This is a genomic window from Bdellovibrio sp. NC01 (assembly GCF_006874625.1).
Lineage (GTDB): Bacteria > Bdellovibrionota > Bdellovibrionia > Bdellovibrionales > Bdellovibrionaceae > Bdellovibrio.
On record NZ_CP030034.1, the window covers coordinates 335,967 to 355,384 of the forward strand.

The following is a 19,418-nucleotide window of genomic DNA, read 5'->3' on the forward strand; positions in this document are numbered from 1 at the left end:
TTTACTAAAAAAGTTTACCGACTCCAATTTGTAGAATGTATGACGGCGTCTTCCCCGAGGAGTTCCCGGGGAAGCTCACGCCACCAAAGACCTCATTCAGATTCCAAAACCGCACAGGCACGGAGACTCGGACTGTACCTCCAACCGTGCTAGGCATAGCGTCCCCCCACCAGTGATAGTCTATGCCATATTCAAGCCTCATAATGTTATCAACATTCAATCCCAAGTATGCGGCGGTGGCGACACCCACAATACTTTCACTCCCATCTGCGGAGAAGGGATATACACCACCTGAAAAGGCACCATAGATTTTTGAATTGAACCAATGACGATAACCAACCTCTAGCACGCCTGTTGAAAGATCCCCGCCATTGCCTTGATGAACATTCATGTAGCTACCGCGCACGACGATGAAGCTCATCTGCGGATTTTTTTTGATAGGGGCTTCTTGCGAAAACCCGTTAGCGCCATAGAGGAAAATCAATGCTGCAAACAAAGCGCTCTGCCAGCTCATCTAATTGCTCGAACGAAAGCTAAAGCCCTGTATGGGGAAGGCGAGTCCATTTGGAAGAGTCAATGCTCTGGAAGGCTTTACGACTGTAGTGTTAGTGTTGAATGTGCTGCATGAACCAGCCGTGGGGACACCTGTCGTTGAGTCGGGAACAAATGATCTAGATGAACCACTTGCCAAAGTAAAAGTAGATTCAGTACCTGAGTACACGAGATACTGGCTTCCATTGTATGTAACACTACCTTGCATAAGACCATAGATCCTTGGCGTCTCTATGCGCACAAGACAGTCCCCAGAGCAGTCACTTGACGAATAAGTACATTTTAGTCCTGCATTGGCAGTATCAAGATTTCCCGGAATACCCAGCAACGGCATATTGCTTCCATAATTCACAGTATCTATTATGCCGACCGCACCATCTGGAAATTGAACAAGAAGTGAATTTGCCCCCAACAATCCAAGATAGTTCCCAATCAACGCACTCGTATTAGTATAAACTTGTGTTGCCGAAACTGGCGTTGGTGATGGCGTCGTACTATCCAGACTGGCTTGGTCCGCTGTTTTCAACTTTCCACAAGACGCCAAAAGGAGTGCGAGATAAGGAATCATCATGCCTATTTTAAATTTGATACTCATGCTGTTCCCTCTCAGAAGAAAGCTCTCCTTGTATATATCGGCCCTAAACGCGAATTAAATTAAGAAAGTCATTTAAAGGCTTTCATAACGTTTAAACGAATACGGTGTGGGGTAAATGAATCTCTACTGCAATTGTTACGACATTCCCATAAGAGGTGTGCAAGGAGATGTCATGCCTGGACAATCAATGCTCACCAAACAACTTTTCGATGCCTATTATTCAGAACTATCCATTGCCGACCACGCTGTTCTTCTTTCTATAGAAGGACGCTTGGACCTTATCGCCAAACGGTTTCCCTTGAAGGCCATCGCAGACGGAGAAACTTTTTGTCATCATGTGGGTGAAGACCGCTTAGAGGCAAAAATAATCATCACGGAAGGCATATCCTCTGATGACTACGATAGACTTGTGCGAGAGATTCGTGAGATTTTCGATGATGCGAATTTTCGTCTTATCGCAAAAAAGCTCCATAACGATTTTCTGTCCATGAGCTTTCTATTGAAGCGAGAAAACCATTAGAGCTTTTTGAACTTTCCAGCGGGAATCAGCTTCGTGATTTTAATTTTCGCATAACCCTCAAAGAAATCATCCTCGATATAGTTTTTTAAAGGATCATCGCCTTGAATATCGTCAGCCGCCCCTGTGAGGGCGTAAGACAAGCTGTAACCGAAGTGATTGCACAGTTTCTTGAGGCTAGCGACGTTCTCCGAAGGCATTGCGCCATCCTTCCACCCCTGAACAACCGATGGAGCGACACCTGCTATGGCTCCAAGCTCTTTCGTAGTTAGATCCCTTTCCCTCAGTAATTTACTAAGGAATTGGGAGAGGGGCGTTTTCGATGAGGAGTCGCGTTTCTTTCTAGGCACGGAAAAAGAATACCAAAACGATTTAACGTTTTTCTATTCATATTCGTTTAAAGGTTTTTTATACGTTTTATCTATTGCTTTCTTCTCGCCGCTGCGACCCGGACCAATGCCAACAGAGCGATAACTACAATGCCACCTATGAGAAATCCCTGACTTCCAATCATTGACGATAGAGATTTTTCTGCTGGCGTTGCAGATATTGAGCTAACTTGGATATATTGATTATTCCTGCTTTGATATTTTCTGTCGTATTCTTTGAAAAAACCCACCACTTGCATTTTGTCTTTGTAGTGCAATGGTGAAGTGACGGCATACTTATCAAAATCTGGCGAATCCTGGGTCAGGATAACATCTATATAACGATTGTAGCAGTCGTCTATAGAGTTTGCCGCTCGTATGTTGAGTATGCGTTGGTTAGTGTCATAGTTTTGCAGACAGAAGACTGCATTAAATGAAATCTCCTTTGAGAGGTAGTTTTCCGGGTGAACCAGCGCTAGGTTAAAGTCCTCAACCTTGATCGGCTGGCCCTGAGCAAATGCTACAGAGAAACACATGGAAATAAGAATTGCAGCGATCGAAAAAACTCTCTTCATGGCGGCTTACCTCGGAAGCTAATTTGTATTTGTCACTCAGGCGTGCTTTCTCTTCGCAACGACAAGATGTGAAGTTTACGAAAAACTATCGGAATAAACTGAAAATCAATAAGCGAAAGTCTTTTAAAGGATTTTTGTTCGTTAAAACGAATGTCCTTTTATCGAATAGACCATCAGCCTAATGAATCTGCGTTGCTTAGGCTCTCTATTCTAAGAGAACGTGCCTATGAGTTTGAATTGCAAAAGGTACGATAGTGAAAAAGAATACGTCCAACTACGGACCATATATAGACGACTACTGCAAGATTCGCATAAATACTCTTAGAAAGCTTAAGCGATATGTTGAAAACAACAGCGGCAAGTCTCTTAAGCCATTTGACTACACTCGACTTGAGATATTTCAGTTTATTCAAAAACACCTTGAGTATTCTGTTATGGTCTTCGACGGTACCAAGCGAGACTGGCGGTTCGATAATTTGATTTTGATAATGGCAGCGGGCCTTCCTTCGATAGAGTGGCTTTCTCCGCTCATAGCCTACTTAGATAAGTACAAATCCATAGCGCTCTATGAGTTTCTGGTCTTGCTCGATAGGAAATTCTCTGGGGACTGGATTGCAGGGGAAAATCCACGAGCAAGAGTTGAGAATATGTCTGCCATCTTATCAGCCATCGAGGCTTCGAGTTCTATCGACAGTCTTCTTTCAAACGATCTATTCGACTTCGATCGAGAAAATTTCCTATTAAGCATTCGAGAGGGTATTTGCGACAAAGAGTTCACACTATACCTCTTTCTTAAGATCGATTTTATCTACAAAAGCAAGACTGAGCCCCTTGAAGGGCCAACTACCGTGAGTATCGAGAACCTTTCAAAGAAAGACCTTGCAAAACTTCACAAAGAATATGGTATCCGGCCCATCCATTTGATTAAGACTTTCGGTTCAACTCCATAAGCAAAAGCAGCTATGAATAAAACAAATCAAGTAATAGATTTTATAAAAGATAGAAGCTACCAGTTCGGAACAGTTCCCTTTCTCAAGATAGCGGATAATGAACGAGCGCTCTTTGCTGTAGAAAACTACCTTCAATCATCTGACGTAGAACCTCTTATTGTTCTTGGTCCCGTAGGCTCTGGAAAAACTCACCTGGTTGGATCAGTCTTGTTTGCCCAAAAAGATGAGGGTCCACAAATCAGTCTTGATTGTCTGATTAGTTTCTGCCTTCGGCTAGGGATAATGCCCTTAGAACTCGACTGTGCAGCTATAGTAGATGCGTTTAAAACCATTTTTATCGATTGCATCGACTTCGCCTTAAGAAAAAGGGTCTCTCAGGACTGGCTAATTTTCCTTGAAGACGTTTCTAGGATGGGTTGCAAAGTTATATCTACGGTTACGGATCTTTGGGGATGGTCTCACAAAAATTTTCGAATAGTGGAAATAAGTATGTCTGTTTCCGGTAAGCAGCAATTGGCACAGTTCTTCTTCACTCAGACTTTTAGAAGAGATCCAATAACCGACGACGAACTCACTCTATGCTCAGAAGCTTCTAAGGAACGCAGCTTTCGAGCAACTCAAGGCTACATAAAGAAAGGATTCATGCTCCATGAGCTCGGAGAGAGCATAGAAATCCTCTGGAAAAAATAGCCCCTACAGAACAACATTCATCTGGTTAAAGGTCTTAATGGAAGCTTTGTATATCCCCGAGCCGTTGAAAGGTCGTAACTGTTAAAATATAATGTAAAACGAGTTTATACACCCAGAGGTACAAATGATAAAAAAGGGCTCCATAGATAGCGACAAAATCAGCGTAAAAAGTATCTTTGAATTGTGGTTTCGCATTCCCGAGTATCAGAGACCTTACAGATGGGGACGTGAGCAAATAGAAACATTTCTTGAGGACGTATCTCAAGCTGCGACGCTAAATCCCGCAGGAGAATATTTCTTAGGGTCTTTCGTTTATCAAAAGAAAGCTGGCACTAGATCTCCGGTAAGTTTTGATGAAAATGACCTGTTAGACGGTCAACAACGTCTAACTACGCTGATGCTTCTTTTTGCAGTCATAAGAGACTTAACAGACAATCAGACGCGGAAAGATACCTGTCAGAAGTTTATCTATCAGCAAGCCAACCCCGATTTGCGTATTCCAGAAAGATTTCGCATTTTCTTTGAAACTAGAGACGGCGCCAGAGACTTCTTAGAAACCTTCGTTAAGAAACAAGATGCAACTTGTAATGCTGAAGCCATTAAAGCGGAGGCAGCTAGGTCGGATGATGTAACTGTAAAGAGTATGGCTGAGGCGATTCAGACAATGACCTCCTTTTTCTCATCACCTGAGGCGCCTTCTATTGACACTTTCTTTCCATTCCTTTTGAACAACGTTTTGATGGTGTATGTCGCTACCGAGGACTTTGAAGATGCTTTCCAGCTTTTTACTATCCTAAATAATCGGGGTTTGCCGTTAAGTCAGAGCGATATTCTTAAGGCCTGGAATCTGGGTGTTCTTCAGAACGATTTAGATAGAAAGAGATATAGCCAGTTTTGGGAAGACACTGAAAGCGAATTCGGCGAACACTTTGACAGGTTTCTATCTTACATCAGAATGTTGCTTCTTAAGGATAAAGCGCGCTTAAGTCTTCTTAAAGAATTTGAAGATCGGATTTATGGAAATGACAATAGGTCAAAAAGACCGCTCCTAAGCAAGGGGCTCGAAACCTTAAAGCTGATTGAAAAACATCGGGAGAATTACGGCACCTTATTCTCGGGTAAGAATCAAAGTTTAGAAATGGACTGGAAGTTCGATAATTTAATTTTGATTATGGCGAACTCGCTTCCATCGACTGATTGGATTCCGCCGTTACTTGCATATTTCGATAAATATGAATTTAAGAGCATCTATGAGTTTCTGGTTATGCTTGATAGAAAATTCTCAGGCGACTGGGTGGCGGGAGAAACTCCAACCACGAGAATCGAAAATATGGCCGCTATTATTACGGCAATTGAAAAGTCCGCGTCTATAGATAGTTTGCTCTCAAGCAATATCTTTGCATTCGATCACGAAAGCTTTCTATCGAATGTTCAAGGCGACGTTTATGGTAGAAAATTTGCACGATACTTATTATTTAAACTCGATTTTTATTATAGCAGCTCGGAGGGGCCTTATCATCTGCCCGAGACAATAAGTATCGAACATATAGCACCACAAAACCCTTCAACCGACAGTCAGTGGCATAAAAACTTCTCGGAGCAAGACCGCGAGGAGTGGACCCATAAGATAGGGAACCTGATTCTGATGGGAAGAGGCAAAAACTCTTCTCTTGGAAGGCTGGATTTTGAAGATAAGATGAAAAAGTATTTCGTTAAAAATATTCAAACAAATCCAAACTCTCTGCGGATCTGGGCCAACTTCGACCAGTGGACACTTAATGATTTAAGAAAGAATCATTCAATGGTTATCGAAAGGATTCGTAAAGAATACGATATTAATGTCTAACGAGGGGCCTAAGAGGCCCTTTGAACTTCAATTTTTGAAATTGCATCGGGCCATTCTGTTATTAGGGAATATCCCTTCGGCCATTCGATGTAACCTTTATCTGCTGTCAGTTCTCGGTAGCATTCGTTCATCAACGCGGATTCGTGATTCGTGGAAACGCATTTTTCTATATGTAGTCCTGCAAATGCGCACCAAATGGCATCATATTCGTCGATGGTTAAATCTTTTACGTTAGAACAGATTGAGACGCCACGCTCATTGAAGAACGTTGATAGCGCTGCCAGCGGATTTGTGGGCCGATGATCAAAGCATCCAAGTAGCGTACGGCTTCCCTTTGGATATGTTTCGGTCGCAAAAATCTTGGCAGTGGCTATCTGAGCTCTTTGCGAAACAGCCCCTAAAAAGGAAGTCGTCGGTCTCAGTGCCTTGAAGACATGATCGATAGGACGCATCTGTAGCTCCCAGAGATTCTTCAGTTCGGTGGCTTGCTCCTCCTTCATATATAGCTGCGAGAGATCAAGAGGAGCATCGATAACAACCGTGCTTTGATTCATGGAGCTAATTTTATTCAGATACTCGATTTCCCGACTTATCTGAGAGCCAATTATCTCGTTATCGGAGAATTTATTGAATGGATGATCATCTAAGATGGTAATAGTAATTGCAGAAGGCTCATTTCTTTCAAGTCGAACTACGGCTGTTCTTTTTGATCTATAGCCACTCAAGTCTATGCCATAAATCTTTGCCATATCAATTTTTGAAGTGTGTTCGTCTTTGATCACAACGTCTCCTGCCGATCAGAAAAGATAAATGATCTTTGCAGGGGCATCTCTTGGCAACGCTTGGCACTCTGTTCTCAACGCACGAATCATTTAAACGTAAAAGTATTGTTTAAACGACCAAGACAGGGGATATCCTTCGAGGATTTCCGAGGTCTCACTTTGCTACAATACGGCCAGAAAATCCGCGTTCCGAGTCGTGCAGATCTTGCTTATAATATTCTGAATTCGTCTGGAAGCTATCGGACAATCGTCTTGTGTCCAAAAAGAATGCAAATATTTTTCTGCAATCACAAAATAGTTTAGTTATATCCGTATTACGCCGAAATCAAATCCGTAGGATTAGACGCGTGAGTTGGATGTGATCCTTTCGAATAAGGGAGTTTATATGAATGACGATTTTTCTCAGAGGCCATTTGAACTAGTTGAGTTTGCAGAAAACTCAGAACAACGTTGTCCATGTCTGCTTTTACTGGATGTTTCTGCTTCAATGTCTGGAAGTAAAATAAATGAGCTAAATGACGGACTTATTGCATTTAAAAATGAACTGCTAGCGGACTCTCTGGCGTCTAAGCGGGTCGAAATTGGAGTTGTGACCTTTGGACCTGTTGAAGTGAAACAAGAGTTTGTTACTGTAGATCAATTTTACCCTGAGCATCTTTCACCCCAGGGCAATACCCCCATGGGAGAAGCCATAGTTCGCGGAATTAATCTTTTGCAAGAGCGAAAAGATAAATATAAAAACGCGGGAGTTAAGTATTATCGTCCGTGGATTTTTTTGATTACGGATGGTGAACCGACGGATGCTTATCACGAAGCTGCAAGCAGAGTTCGTTCTGGCGAAGATCGCAAAGAGTTTTCATTTTTTGCGGTTGGCGTCGAAGGAGCGAACCTTGGCACTTTATCACAAATCACTTCTCCTAATAGACCACCAGTTAAGCTTAGAGGTCTGGCGTTTAGAGAGCTATTCCAATGGCTTTCAAGCTCTTTAAAAGCCGTTTCACAGTCAAAGCCGGGCGATGTAGTGGTACTTCCTCCTAATGGATGGAGTGCGATTGACTAAAGTTTTGCGCTGGGCTCTTGCCTCAAAAATAGGAACTTCTCATATTAAATTGGGAACTGAGAAGCAAGATTGGGCAAGGTGTGTCCAATTGGAAACCCAAATTGGTAAGGTTACTCTTTCGATTATTTCAGATGGCGCTGGAAGTGCCTCAATGGGTAAGCAAGGGGCAGCAATCGTTTGTTATAGCATTATTCAGAGATTTCGAGAGTACTATAGATCTAATTCGGCAAATCCTAGTGATGAAGAATTATGGTCTTGGGTTGATAGTGCCCGAGAACTCATTAGTGCTTGCGCGATAAAAAGAAAAGCTGCTCGGCGGGATTTTTCCGCGACTCTGGTCGCTCTTATAATTACTCCTAAAGACCTCATTGTTCTTCATATCGGAGATGGAAGTGTTGTTGCTAGAAAGACAGATCAACAATGGACGGCACTTTCATGGCCAGAAACTGGTGAGTATGCGTCTACAACATACTTTCTAATAGATGATCCGTCACCAAAATTGAAAATATCACGTTTTACAAATGAATATGATGGGTATGCCTTATTTAGTGATGGAATAGAAAATCTTGCACTTGATTTTAAAAATCAAACTCCACACCCGCCCTTTTTCAATGGTCTTTTAAGAGCTGTGGATGGAATGGCAAAAAGTGGAAAGATTGAAGGTCTATCCAAAGAACTTACCAACTTTCTAGGCAGCGAAAAAGTCAACGAGCGCACCGATGACGACAAAAGCCTAATAATTATTTCTTCAAAATGAGTCGTTATTATATCTCAGGACGGCAAATCCAACTTGGCAAGCTCATCGGCTCGGGTGGCGAGGGAAAGGTTTATCTTTCTGCTGAGGCACCATCCAAGGCGATAAAAATATATGGTGATTCTGGTAACTCAACTAGATCTGAAAAAATCCAAAAAATGGTCTCTTTGGGCCTATCAAAGAAGACGGAATTGATTTCATTTCCGGATGAGATAGTTACGTCTGATTCAGGTAAGATAATTGGTTTTTCGATGAACTTTGTGCGTGATCACCAACCAGTACATAATTTGTATGGCGTCAAATCTAGAAAGCATCTTTTTCCTGACGTTGATTATCGATTTCTCGTTCGGGTCGCTACAAACATCGCGAGAGCGATGGCCCAAGTTCATGCATCTCCTTGCGTAATAGGAGATGTTAATCATTCGGGCGTATTAATATCAAAAAATGCTACAGTGGCCCTAATTGATGCCGACAGCTTTCAGTTGAAGGAAGGTGGGCTTACTTATCCATGCGTAGTAGGAGTTCCAGATTTTACTCCTCCCGAACTACAAGGTAAGTCTTTAAGAAGTGTCGAGAGAACACAAATTCATGATCAGTTCGGTTTAGCCGTACTGATATTTCAAGTTCTTATGATGGGCCGCCATCCGTTCTTTGGTAAAGGTCGTGACTTAAGCTTAGAGGAGTGTATTGCGCAAAACCTGTTTGCCTACACCAAGATAAGCTCACATGGTATTACGCCCCCTCCGGGTGTGCCGACACTGGATTGTTTTCCGGAGGCTATTTCAAATGCGTTTGAATATTCCTTTGCAAGCTCAGGAATCAATGGAAGAACAACAGCTAATCAGTGGGTTTCACTTTTACAGGAGATGGAAAATTCACTGGTAAAATGCTCCGTAAATACTAAGCATTACTACGTAGGTCAAAAAAATGGATGTCCTTGGTGTAAGATGGAAAATGCTACCGGAGCAATACTATTCAATAGCGGTGTCTCCGTTCTTTCTTCGTCTTTTACAATAGGAGATATAGAAAAAGTTTTGTCTGAAATTTTAAGCTTCAAAATTGACGACGAACGACTTTTTCCGAAACTTCCTGATCTTTTAGATCCCTCGGCGACATGGCTTGCAAAGTCTGCAAAAACCAAGCGATTTGTAAAGAAATGTATTTCGATTTTCCTCTGGTGTGTTTCGTTATTGTCTCTGTTAGCTCTTTTTGCGAACCAGGGAATTGCTATGTTAATTTGCGCCGGATTTTTTGGATGGTTGGCATATCAGTTAGGAAACAATGAAAGTAAGCACTGGGTTACGAAGTACCGTGATCTCGAAAATAAATGGAATGAATCTCTCATCTCGTGGAGAGAGAAAGTTGCATTAGGAATTTTTCAAACGAAGTACAATTTGGAAAAAGCCATTTTTGAATTGAAGGAATTAGATAAAGAGAAAGATTATCGATTAAAGAAATTGAAAGAAGGGCATCGAGAAAGACAACTGCAAGAATTTTTAGATAGGCATTTGATCAAGAATGTTAAGATCAAAAGTATCTCACCTTCCCTAGTAACTTCGTTGGCTTCGTATGGTATCGAGTCTGCAGCAGATATCGACTATAATAGAATTAGGAATCTCCCTCAGTTCGGGGATGTTCGTACTGGAAATCTCGTGGCTTGGCGAAGAGGGATCGAGCAGTCTTTTCAGTATAATCCCTCAACTCAGTCTCGTGATATATCTGCACAGAATCAGATAGCCAATGAGTTTGAGTTAAAAATGCGGGACAAAAAGAACTACATAGAACAACAAAAGAGAATATTTGATCAGGCTCGAGCATCAATTAGTAAAATTTCTCAATTCGAAGATGCGAATCTGAGCGAACAGCATTTAGTCCTAGAACAGTTGAAAGTTGATTTAAAATTTTTAAAATTGCCGATTCCTGCGCCAACCCCAGTTGCGCCTATTAAAAAGCCTCTTTTTGCGCAGAGACCTCAATCGTATAGTGGCGCATCTGTTTCACAAACCTCGCAGAGCCCAAGTGTAACTGCACCAATTTGCCCACAGTGCAGTAGTCAAATGGTTCGTCGCTCTGGAAGGCGTGGTGCTTTTTGGGGGTGTTCACGCTATCCGAGATGTAAAGGCACAAGAAATATTTAGAAGATAAGAGGTATCCTATGGGTTGGAGAGTCACAAAAAGCATCAATTTCGGTCCTTTGCGGATTACATTTTCTAGATCCGGTGTTGGATGGAGCGTTGGTGCTAGAGGCTTTAGAACTGGTGTAGATTCCAAAGGAAGGAAATACTCTCATACCTCCATTCCGGGCACAGGTATTTCCAAGCGCACTTATGAACAAAAGAATCCAAATCAGAACGTGAATAACAGGAAGGAAATCGGTTGGCCGATAATAGTTATTATTCTGATAGTACTTTCACTAATGAGATTTTCCATGAAATAGAATTTTGGTCAGCGAGGTATGGGAGAGTGTGATGCCATCGCCAACCTCTCACAATTACTTTTCGAAATAATGACCAAGAGGACACTTCTCCGAGTCCTCTCGAGAAATATGTTCCACATGATCTTTAGGACCGTGGACGACTCTTTGCTTGTGGCGTCGAACTTTGCCTTGGCATTGATAACATCGGATCTCCTCTCCGTCGCTTACTTCCGACACTGGGCTTTTCTTCCATCTCCAAACTCTTTGCCCATCGATCAGATATTGGCGCTTCACTTCGCATTCATAGATTTTATCTTTCATCGGAGCCTCCTCTTCTCAGAGGTTCGAGTTTTTTAATTTGAATTTGTGCGAGACCTTCAAAGACCGTGGTCTGTGTATAGTATTCATTGAGATTAAAGTTATTTGCGATTTTATCGGGCTCTCCACTCAATGCGACGGCAAGAGAGTATCCGAAGTGATTGCAAAGCTTTTTAAGCTTATCGATCGTCTCGGAAGGATATGAGCCTTGTATCCAACCATGAAGAACAGAGGGGGCGCATCCCGCGATTCTCGCGGCCTCAAGCATTGAGATATTCTGTTCTTGCAAAATCCTCTGCAAGAAAGTCGCGAGTGGTGTTTTGTGTGAGCTTCTTTTCTGTCTCGGCATAATGAATTTCCGCCTTTCGTTTTAGCTTTCGAAAAACGTTGTATTGAAAATCTCATGCCAAAAGTTGCGGAAATCAGGACGAATAGGGTAAAAATAACGGCAACTGTGGTTTCGCCGTTTTTATTAACTATTTAATTTTTCAGGGGAACTTGCGGTGTCAGTTAGAAATGAAATTGGCGGACAGAAAGAGATTCGAACTCTTGATACGCTTTTGGCGTATACTCGCGTTCCAGGCGAGCGCCTTCAACCACTCGGCCATCTGTCCGCAACTGGAACTGTATTGGAGAGCCAAGATAACATTGCGCCAGGCGGCAATGCAAGTCTTCGCGGGCTACTCGCCGAAATATTCGTAGAGTTCTTCTTTGGTAAAATGGCGATGACGGGATTCTTGAACGTGATGGCGAAGTTTTGCTTCGATAAAATTCCAATAGATCACTTGATAGACAAAGAAAACACCCACGCCTGAAGCCACCACCAAAAACATCGGCTTTGAAGTTTGCCATTCGTTCATTGCCGTAAATAGAACGAAGGGGTGGAGCATAAACAACACTGCATGCAACCACATCTCAGCCGCCGTGCACACTTTGATATGCACCCATTCGTCTTTGGTCACACAAAGACATGAAGCAATCGCCATCGCGTAATAGATTCCAGTGTTCAGTGGTGTTGGTTCAGTGAAATACAAAAATAATAAACACGCGATCACTGTCGCAGTATCCACCGGATGTCCAATGCGTTCCCAGCGAGGCAAACCCCGGCGCATGTGAAAGAAGAATTCGTCGACTAAAATGAAAAATCCCTGCAACACGGAAACGATCACGAATGCGCTCATTTTAGATTTTCTCCATATAGCTTGCACAAATAGTTAAACCAGGGCCGAAGGCGTAACTGATGATCGGTGTACCAGAAGGAATTTTGTCGTCATTCAAAATCTTTTGCCATAGATGTGGAAGAGTCGCCGAAGACATGTTGCCGCGTTCGCGTAATAACTCTCGCGATGCGGATACTTGATCTTCGCGCAATTCCATTTTTTCTTTCACTTGATCGATGATTTTTGGACCGCCAGGGTGGACTGCGAATAAAGCTTTGTCGCGAATGGCGCGTATATCAAAGCCACGTTTGTGCAACCAGCGCAAAGTGAAATCGACGACTTTATTGCCAACCATGTTGGGCACGTCCTTAGATAAAGTCATCTTCATGCCCCAGTCAGAAACCATCCACTCCATCGCATCTGAAGTTCCGGGAATAAGTTCTTCATACAAAGAATGTAGCTTAAAACCTTGAGTGGGCTGATCTTCACTCATCGAATAAGCGATGCAGCCATCGGCGAACAGACTTTGAATCACAAGTTGTTCAAGGCTTGGATCTTGTGGATTCAAATGCAAACTGCAAAGTTCGGTGTGAACTAAGTCGACAGCCTTTTTATTACCTAGGACCTCTTTATTCGCTAAAAAGCCCGAGGCCATACGCAAAGCCGGAAAGGCGCCATAACAACCCATGTGATAAGAATGTGTGACCGTAACGTTCTGTGGAGCTTTCAATGCTTCCATCTGCGCGGCACTTGGAGAAATATATCCCGTACAACTGACATGAATAATGTCGTCAGGAAATTTTCGCTCACTATATATTTGTTCAAAAAGTTTGCGCACAGTTTTGTGATAGAACTCGTGACGTTCTTGCATGCTAACACCACGAGCGGAAATACGGACTGGATAAATGGCTTTATGTTCCCAGTCGCCTTCTTTCAAATCCGGTGTAAAGAAAAAACGCTGGTTTATTTGTTGTTCGCTGCAACCAACACGGTGAAACAATTTAAGATACTCTTCTTGAGTATTGTTTCTTCCCTGTTGTGCAATCTCGTGGGCTTCTGACAGCCAACGAAAGCACTGTTCCTGAGTACTTGAGTAGGGCGGCTGAATAGAGAGAAAGTTTTGTAAGTACATACCCTCATGTTAAGAGGGCATGTATGGCGTAAGAAGATCCAGTGTTAAAACACTAAGACGATTTCAACATGTCATCAGTGTGATATTTGCGCATTCCAACTAACATGAGTAATCCTGGAATTGCGACTAAGGCACAAACATAAAAGAAGTTCGCCCATCCTAGATGCTTCACCATATCCCCAGTAAAGCCCGAGAAAAACGTTCTTCCCAGAGTGGCAATACTAGAAAGAATCGCATACTGAGTCGCCGTATATTTTTTATTGCTCAAAGCGGCCATGAACGCCACAAACGCTGATGTCGCCATGCCAGTACTGACATCTTCGAAGACCACGACTAGTGCAAATGGCACAAGTTTGGCGCCGGTGTATGTTAGCACAGCAAAAGAAGCTGTCGAAATAGCTTGTAGAATACCGAATGTCCAAAGGGAGCGATAAATTCCCAAGTAGTAAATGACAACGCCACCTAAGAAGAAACCGACGAGTGATGAAATCAAACCGAATGTTTTTGCAATCAATCCGATGTCAGCATTGCTGAATCCGGTTTCAACATAAAACGGATTTAACAAAGAAATCGCAAGTGCATCACCTAATTTGAATAACAACACGAAAGCCAGGATGTACCAAGCACCGGGACGTTTCAAAAATTCTGCAAACGGTTCCACGATCGCTTGCAACAAAGTTTTTGGCGGAGGTGAATCCAACTTCGGTTCGGGAGCAAGTAAAGTCGTGATCAAACCAACCAGCATACAACCAGCCATTAAATAATAAAGCTGACCCCAAGAAATCGGCCAGAAGCTTGAACCCACCAAACCGATACCGGCACCACCCGCGATCAGCATCGCGATACGGTAACCGTAAATATTTAAAGAGGAACCAAGACCTAACTCTTCATTCGACAAAAGTTCGCGGCGATAAGCATCGATCGCAATATCTTGAGTCGCACTGAAAAACGCAATCAACACGGCCATGATCGCCATCAATGACAAATTCAATGTCGGCTCCAGCGTCCCCATGTAAGCAAGGGCGCCAATCAATGCGATTTGCATTGTGATCATCCACGATCTTCTGCGACCTGCTTTAAACAACGTGAAACGATCTAAAAGGGGAGACCACAAGAACTTCAAAGAGTAAGCGATACCAACCCAGCTAAAATAACCGATCGTGCTGATGTCAACGTGTTCACGTGACAACCAAGTTTTTAAAGTGCCACCTGTCAGTGCTAGGGGAAGACCGCTTGAAAAACCAAGCAAGAAAATCACAAGCATGTTCTTGCTAAGCAGTTCTTTCAGGATATTTTTCTTTTCGCTCATTACTTGTTGTTCTTTCTAAGTTGCTTTCTCATTGTCCACAAAAGATGACTGATAAATGGTCTGCGAGTTTCACCCGTCGTCACCATCAAGAGCTTGGTGATTTTAAGGTTAACGGCGTCGGTGTAAAGTAAAATCAACATCTCGTAAATAAAGTTTGTATTCAACGTGATGTGGTTGTCAGTTCCCACTCCAAGTTGCACGCCTTTTTTCTCCCACCAAGAAAACGGATGATCTTTATAGTCTTCAAATTTTCCTGTGAGTTTATTATTCGAAGAAGGCAGGGACACCAGTGTCACACCTTTTTGAATCATACGATTTAAAACGTCATGCTGATAGTGTTCCACTTCGCGCGCCGTATGGAACTTTGCTTTTACGAACAAGATATCTTCTTCTTCATTCAGCGCTTCACCTTTGTAAAGCTTTTCCAAAACATTGCGGTGTGAACCCCAATCAAGCTCCGTCAATTCACGATACAGTGAATCTTTCGGTGTGATCGGTTGTCCTGCTTTATTCTTTTTCAAAACGTCTTGATACAGGCGATGGAAATATTTGTTGGGATTAATACCCAAACTAATTCCGTGCTCAAGTGTGTCGATGTGCCAGATGTTCATGGCGTTATCGACCGCTTGAATGCCTTTTTTCAAAGTGTGCCAAGTTTCCCCGTGATGCGAACGGATTTTAAATCCACGATATTGCAATTTTCTGAAACCGGCCTGCATTTCGTTGAAGTGCTCTTTGCGATAAAGTTCGCGTTCGTCACCGACAGTGTCGACATCTGTCATGTGCGGCACAAGGAACGGATACTTATCAAGCATCTTCACAAGTTCATCGATTTGCGCCATGAAGTGATCTTTGCGGCTTGCATAGTTTTCGGCGTCGAATTGAGTCGCTTCTTTTCTGAATGACGGTGACAAGATGAAGTGAAAGCCGGGATGTTCTGATTCGAACTTTTTAAAGCCGTCATATAAACCCAGCACCACATCTTCAGGAGTGACATCGTCAATGCCGGGGATTTGTTCAGATGAGCTAGAGGATGCGCGCGATAAAGAAAATTTCAAACGAATGGCGCCAACGTTGAATTTATCATTCAACTCTTTAGCCATGTGGTAAGCGGCTTCGGCATGCACTTCGCGATTGATGAAGATCAATTTTGGAAGATACAAGATTTTTAAATAGCGCGAAAAGCCTTCGTTTTCTTGCAGACGAATCAATTTATCAACATCAGCGACGGTGCGAATCGGTAAAGCGTCAGCGCCATAAACTTCTGTGATTTTTTGTTCGTAGATTTTTTTATCAGGGCCTTCTAAAAGTTTCATCAAGCGCGGATAAATGAATTCAGCCGAAATAGCGCCCGTTAAATGAATGTGCTCTTCGCGATATTTCAAAGGAAAGTTTTTAAAGAATTCAAACAACGCGGCAGAAACAGGATGTTTCAACAACGCTTGGATTGTAACTTGATTGACTTGAAAGCGATTGAGCAATTCGCGGAAATCGTAAACGACCGCGTAAGTTTCTGGAGAAGTGACTTCCAAACCTGACGAGACCAAAAGATCAATCGTGTCAGAAAGTGAAAGCCCATTGGTTTCGCTGATGATTGTTGTGAGTGCTGAAACAAGCTGATTATGAGTGTCCTTATTCACCAGTTCCTCCTCTGAAGAGGTTACTTGTGATCAAGGACCTTGTACATGACTTTATGTGGGCCGATGTTCTTCATCTCGAAGAGTGGACCATAGTATGAAAAGCCTAATTTTTCGTAGAAGGAAAATGCTTTGATGCGCGCGTTGAACCACAAAAAATCACAACCTTTTCCTCGTAAAAAATCCTCGCCATGTTTTAACAAAATAGAACCGACGCCTTTCCCGCGGAAAGTCTCGTCAGTGGCCATGCCACGCAAGCGATACGGAAATTGCGCAGGGAAATCGGGATGTGCCTCTTGAATAAAAGTTGAAATGGAAACAAGTTCGCCGTTAGAAAAAAGGCCTAAGTGATATGTCGTGGGAAGATCGTCGCCGGGGTTTACGCATTCTTCCTCTGATAAAAAAGGTTTCAATACTTTTTTGCGCAGAGGAAGAGTTTCGCGTGTTGTTACTAATTTAATTTCGTAAAGATTCGTCATCCTGTTTTCAGTCGTAAATATGGCGCCCAATCTGGCGGAACGTGGTCTTCGCTGATTTCTAATTGCAGCGTTGGCAACCACGATGGCGTATGCGGCTCGGTCAGTAAAGGCATATTTGCGGTGCGTGGAGTACGATTTGCTTTGCGTTGATTGCAGTCGCGACAAGCGGAAACGACATTTGTCCAGTTTTTAGGACCATTCTGAGAAGCGGGGACGACGTGATCGAGAGTGAGCTGCTTCGCGGAGAATTTTTCTCCACAATATTGGCAGGTGTAATTATCGCGGATATAAACGTTTTCTCGGCAGAACCGCACGGCGTGATTTGCCCGGGGCCTGACGTAGGACTTCAACCGGAGTACACTCGGCAATTTAAACCTGAGACTGACTGAGCGAGCGAAGGCTGAATGATATTCGAGAATCTCAACCTTATCCTGAAACCACAAAACTAGAGCCTTTTGCCATGTTACAATCCGCATGGGTTCGTAACTTGCGTTGAGCAACAAGGACCTTGCTGAGGCCATGTGCTGCATGAATCCCCCTTCTGGTGCGTTCCTATACTAATTATATCTAAGTTGAGGAGTCTAATACAAGCCCCTGTACATAATTATTGGGAAATGCAGGGCATTCCCATTGCCAAAGGTCTAGTTCAATGGGATACGTCTGCTATTAAAAAAGGAGCCTCAAAATGAGAAGAGTATTGGCATTTAATTACGTTTTAAAGGGAGCAGATGGTCAAATCCTGGATGCATCTGAGAAAAATCAACCGCTTCCATTCCTTGAAGGCGCTGGTCAAATTATTCCTAAATTGGAAGAAGAAATTAAAGACCTTAAAGAAGGCGACAAAAAAATCGTTAAGCTTTCTGCAGCAGATGCTTACGGCGAAGTTCGCGACAACATGTTCATGGAAGTTCCAAAAGCAGAACTTGCACACTTGCCACAACTTGAAATCGGCGCACACCTTCGCCTTGAGTTGAGCGGTGGTGCACACATCGTTCGTGTTAGCAAAATCACTGACGACCAAGTTACTTTGGATGGCAACCACCCGTTGGCAGGTCAACCTCTAGAATTCGACATCGAAATGGTTTTGGTAAGACCAGCAACTGAAGAAGAACTTCAGCACGGTCACCCGCACGGCCTTCACGGCGACGCCGGTCACCACCATTAAAAACTTGTGAAGAGCGATCTTTGTTAAAAGGTCGCTCTCATTTGTGGAAACTTTGTTGAAGATTTTTTTTCGGAGAATTTGCCCATGCCTTCATTTGATATTGTTTCAGAACTTGATATTCAGGAAGTTGATAACGCTGTAAACCAAGCTCGTAAAGAGGTTGATGGCCGTTATGATTTCAAGGGTAGCAACTGTGAAATTGAATGGGACAAAGATAAAAAAGAAATCACTCTTTCAGCGGAAGATGAATACAAGGTTGAGCAAATGGGGAGCATCTTGCAAACCAAGCTCCACCGTCGCGGTATCGATATTAAAGCCGTGAAATTCGATAAGATTTTACCAGCTGGTGGCAAAATGCTCCGCCAGAAGGTCACTTTGCAGCAAGGGATTGACCGCGATGCTGCGAAGGAAATTATTCAAGCTATCAAAGACTCGAAATTAAAAGTTCAGCCGCAAATCGCTGACGATAAAATCAAAGTGACGTCAAAAAGTATCGACGAACTTCAGGCCTGTATCCAAACAATACGTTCGGGTAGCTTCGCCGTTCCCTTACAATTTAATAATATGAGATCGTAAAAATGCTCTTGCACGCTAAATAGGCTATGCTAGCCTTGAAGCAGGTATTTAAGTTCCCCGTGTGAGTGACTCGATTTCAAGTTGTTCGAAGGCTTCCTCGGGTTTTTATAATGACCACAGGAGGTCTTTGTGGCTAAGAAGTTATACGTAGGCAATTTGCCTTATTCAGTTGACGATGAGACTCTACACTCTCATTTCGCACAATACGGTGCAGTTGATTCAGCAAAAGTTATCATGGACAGAGAAAGCGGCCGTTCAAAAGGTTTCGGCTTCGTTGAAATGTCTGATGACTCAGCAGCTGATGCAGCAATCGAAAAAGCAAACGGCGCAGAAATGAATGGTCGCGCGATCAACGTTTCTGAAGCTCGTCCTCAAGCTCCTCGCGAGGGCGGTGGCCCACGTCGTGGTGGTTTCGGTGGCGGTCGTGGCGGCGGTGGCCGTGACGGTGGCGGACGTGGTGGTTTCGGTGGTGGCGGTCGTCGCTAATCGAACTTACTAGTTCACTGTTGTTAGTTGTTCGGAGTGCAAATTTTCGAA

Annotated in this window: 24 protein-coding genes and 1 tRNA gene; 11 read left to right on the forward strand and 14 right to left on the reverse strand. The window is 43.1% G+C overall.

Translation table 11 applies throughout. The features are described from left to right. Positions 1–4: 4 nt before the first annotated feature. Together DOE51_RS01705 and DOE51_RS01710 are read right to left on the reverse strand one after the other, a co-directional pair. The gene (locus DOE51_RS01705; protein ID WP_142694876.1) at positions 5–514 is read right to left on the reverse strand and encodes a hypothetical protein; all 510 of its coding nucleotides are present in this window, start codon (positions 512–514) and stop codon (positions 5–7) included. Beyond that, a complete protein-coding gene (locus DOE51_RS01710; RefSeq protein WP_142694877.1) occupies positions 515–1,147 on the reverse strand; it encodes a hypothetical protein in 633 nt (210 codons plus the stop codon). Positions 1,148–1,319: 172 nt separating this feature from the next. On the opposite strand from DOE51_RS01710, the gene DOE51_RS01715 reads away from it, so the two are divergent. Further along, a complete protein-coding gene (locus DOE51_RS01715; RefSeq protein ID WP_142694878.1) occupies positions 1,320–1,667 on the forward strand; it encodes a hypothetical protein in 348 nt (115 codons plus the stop codon). Here the strand turns inward: DOE51_RS01715 and DOE51_RS19410 are convergent. Both DOE51_RS19410 and DOE51_RS01725 read right to left on the reverse strand, forming a co-directional pair. Continuing rightward, positions 1,664–2,014 (reverse strand): helix-turn-helix transcriptional regulator, encoded by a 351-nt coding sequence (locus DOE51_RS19410; RefSeq protein WP_168196365.1) that lies wholly within the window; start codon positions 2,012–2,014, stop codon positions 1,664–1,666. The genes DOE51_RS01715 and DOE51_RS19410 overlap by 4 nt on opposite strands. A 71-nt stretch (positions 2,015–2,085) precedes the next feature. Further along, entirely contained in the window at positions 2,086–2,607 is a 522-nt protein-coding gene (locus DOE51_RS01725) for a hypothetical protein (protein WP_142694880.1), read from the reverse strand. Between the two features lie 254 nt (positions 2,608–2,861). Between DOE51_RS01725 and DOE51_RS01730 the strand changes: the two genes are divergently transcribed. The 3 genes from DOE51_RS01730 (at position 2,862) to DOE51_RS01740 (ending at position 6,093) form a co-directional block, all read left to right on the forward strand. Then, the gene (locus DOE51_RS01730; protein WP_142694881.1) at positions 2,862–3,557 is read left to right on the forward strand and encodes a hypothetical protein; all 696 of its coding nucleotides are present in this window, start codon (positions 2,862–2,864) and stop codon (positions 3,555–3,557) included. A gap of 12 nt (positions 3,558–3,569) precedes the next feature. Continuing rightward, positions 3,570–4,247, forward strand: coding sequence for an ATP-binding protein (locus tag DOE51_RS01735; protein ID WP_142694882.1), 678 nt, complete (start codon positions 3,570–3,572; stop codon positions 4,245–4,247). A 124-nt stretch (positions 4,248–4,371) separates the two neighbouring features. Further along, a complete protein-coding gene (locus DOE51_RS01740) occupies positions 4,372–6,093 on the forward strand; it encodes a DUF262 domain-containing protein (RefSeq protein WP_142694883.1) in 1,722 nt (573 codons plus the stop codon). 8 nt (positions 6,094–6,101) lie between these two features. Here DOE51_RS01740 and DOE51_RS01745 read toward each other — a convergent pair whose 3' ends face one another. Then, on the reverse strand, positions 6,102–6,875 hold the full coding sequence (locus DOE51_RS01745; protein WP_142694884.1) for a hypothetical protein: 774 nt from the start codon (positions 6,873–6,875) through the stop codon (positions 6,102–6,104). 385 nt (positions 6,876–7,260) lie between these two features. Between DOE51_RS01745 and DOE51_RS01750 the strand changes: the two genes are divergently transcribed. Genes DOE51_RS01750 through DOE51_RS19415 form a run of 4 tightly spaced genes read left to right on the forward strand, consistent with a single transcriptional unit; the run spans position 7,261 to position 11,126 of the window. Continuing rightward, positions 7,261–7,935 (forward strand): VWA domain-containing protein, encoded by a 675-nt coding sequence (locus DOE51_RS01750; protein WP_142694885.1) that lies wholly within the window; start codon positions 7,261–7,263, stop codon positions 7,933–7,935. Further along, positions 7,928–8,692: a PP2C family serine/threonine-protein phosphatase gene (locus tag DOE51_RS01755; RefSeq protein WP_168196366.1), complete on the forward strand. Its 765-nt coding sequence runs from the start codon at positions 7,928–7,930 to the stop codon at positions 8,690–8,692. The genes DOE51_RS01750 and DOE51_RS01755 overlap by 8 nt, the downstream gene beginning before the upstream one ends. Further along, the gene (locus DOE51_RS19230) at positions 8,689–10,827 is read left to right on the forward strand and encodes a topoisomerase DNA-binding C4 zinc finger domain-containing protein (protein WP_142694887.1); all 2,139 of its coding nucleotides are present in this window, start codon (positions 8,689–8,691) and stop codon (positions 10,825–10,827) included. The genes DOE51_RS01755 and DOE51_RS19230 overlap by 4 nt, the downstream gene beginning before the upstream one ends. 17 nt (positions 10,828–10,844) lie before the next feature. Continuing rightward, positions 10,845–11,126 (forward strand): DUF4236 domain-containing protein, encoded by a 282-nt coding sequence (locus DOE51_RS19415; protein WP_142694888.1) that lies wholly within the window; start codon positions 10,845–10,847, stop codon positions 11,124–11,126. 54 nt (positions 11,127–11,180) lie between these two features. On the opposite strand, the gene DOE51_RS01770 is transcribed toward DOE51_RS19415, so the two are convergent. The 9 genes from DOE51_RS01770 to DOE51_RS19105 form a co-directional block, all read right to left on the reverse strand. After that, entirely contained in the window at positions 11,181–11,426 is a 246-nt protein-coding gene (locus DOE51_RS01770; RefSeq protein ID WP_142694889.1) for a hypothetical protein, read from the reverse strand. After that, the gene (locus DOE51_RS19420; RefSeq protein ID WP_142694890.1) at positions 11,416–11,772 is read right to left on the reverse strand and encodes a helix-turn-helix transcriptional regulator; all 357 of its coding nucleotides are present in this window, start codon (positions 11,770–11,772) and stop codon (positions 11,416–11,418) included. Before DOE51_RS19420 ends, DOE51_RS01770 begins: the two co-directional genes overlap by 11 nt. Before the next feature lie 174 nt (positions 11,773–11,946). Beyond that, positions 11,947–12,037, reverse strand: a tRNA-Ser gene (locus DOE51_RS01780). A gap of 66 nt (positions 12,038–12,103) precedes the next feature. Further along, positions 12,104–12,604, reverse strand: a complete 501-nt coding sequence (locus DOE51_RS01785) for a hypothetical protein (protein ID WP_142694891.1) — start codon at positions 12,602–12,604, stop codon at positions 12,104–12,106. A 1-nt stretch (position 12,605) separates the two neighbouring features. Further along, a complete protein-coding gene (locus DOE51_RS01790) occupies positions 12,606–13,715 on the reverse strand; it encodes a 3-oxoacyl-[acyl-carrier-protein] synthase III C-terminal domain-containing protein (protein WP_142694892.1) in 1,110 nt (369 codons plus the stop codon). Between the two features lie 52 nt (positions 13,716–13,767). Beyond that, positions 13,768–15,024: an AmpG family muropeptide MFS transporter gene (locus DOE51_RS01795; RefSeq protein WP_142694893.1), complete on the reverse strand. Its 1,257-nt coding sequence runs from the start codon at positions 15,022–15,024 to the stop codon at positions 13,768–13,770. Continuing rightward, positions 15,024–16,664, reverse strand: coding sequence for a hypothetical protein (locus DOE51_RS01800; protein ID WP_142694894.1), 1,641 nt, complete (start codon positions 16,662–16,664; stop codon positions 15,024–15,026). The genes DOE51_RS01795 and DOE51_RS01800 overlap by 1 nt, the downstream gene beginning before the upstream one ends. A gap of 20 nt (positions 16,665–16,684) precedes the next feature. Beyond that, positions 16,685–17,140 (reverse strand): GNAT family N-acetyltransferase, encoded by a 456-nt coding sequence (locus DOE51_RS01805; RefSeq protein WP_142694895.1) that lies wholly within the window; start codon positions 17,138–17,140, stop codon positions 16,685–16,687. Beyond that, on the reverse strand, positions 17,137–17,454 hold the full coding sequence (locus DOE51_RS19105; protein WP_168196368.1) for an HNH endonuclease: 318 nt from the start codon (positions 17,452–17,454) through the stop codon (positions 17,137–17,139). The genes DOE51_RS01805 and DOE51_RS19105 overlap by 4 nt, the downstream gene beginning before the upstream one ends. Before the next feature lie 371 nt (positions 17,455–17,825). On the opposite strand from DOE51_RS19105, the gene DOE51_RS01815 reads away from it, so the two are divergent. From DOE51_RS01815 to DOE51_RS01825, 3 genes are all read left to right on the forward strand, one after another. Continuing rightward, complete coding sequence (locus tag DOE51_RS01815) at positions 17,826–18,305, forward strand: peptidylprolyl isomerase (RefSeq protein WP_142694897.1); 480 nt, start codon at positions 17,826–17,828, stop codon at positions 18,303–18,305. Between the two features lie 84 nt (positions 18,306–18,389). Next, positions 18,390–18,881 (forward strand): YajQ family cyclic di-GMP-binding protein, encoded by a 492-nt coding sequence (locus DOE51_RS01820; RefSeq protein WP_142694898.1) that lies wholly within the window; start codon positions 18,390–18,392, stop codon positions 18,879–18,881. Between the two features lie 129 nt (positions 18,882–19,010). Then, positions 19,011–19,367, forward strand: a complete 357-nt coding sequence (locus DOE51_RS01825; RefSeq protein ID WP_142694899.1) for an RNA-binding protein — start codon at positions 19,011–19,013, stop codon at positions 19,365–19,367. The last annotated feature ends 51 nt before the right edge of the window (positions 19,368–19,418 follow it).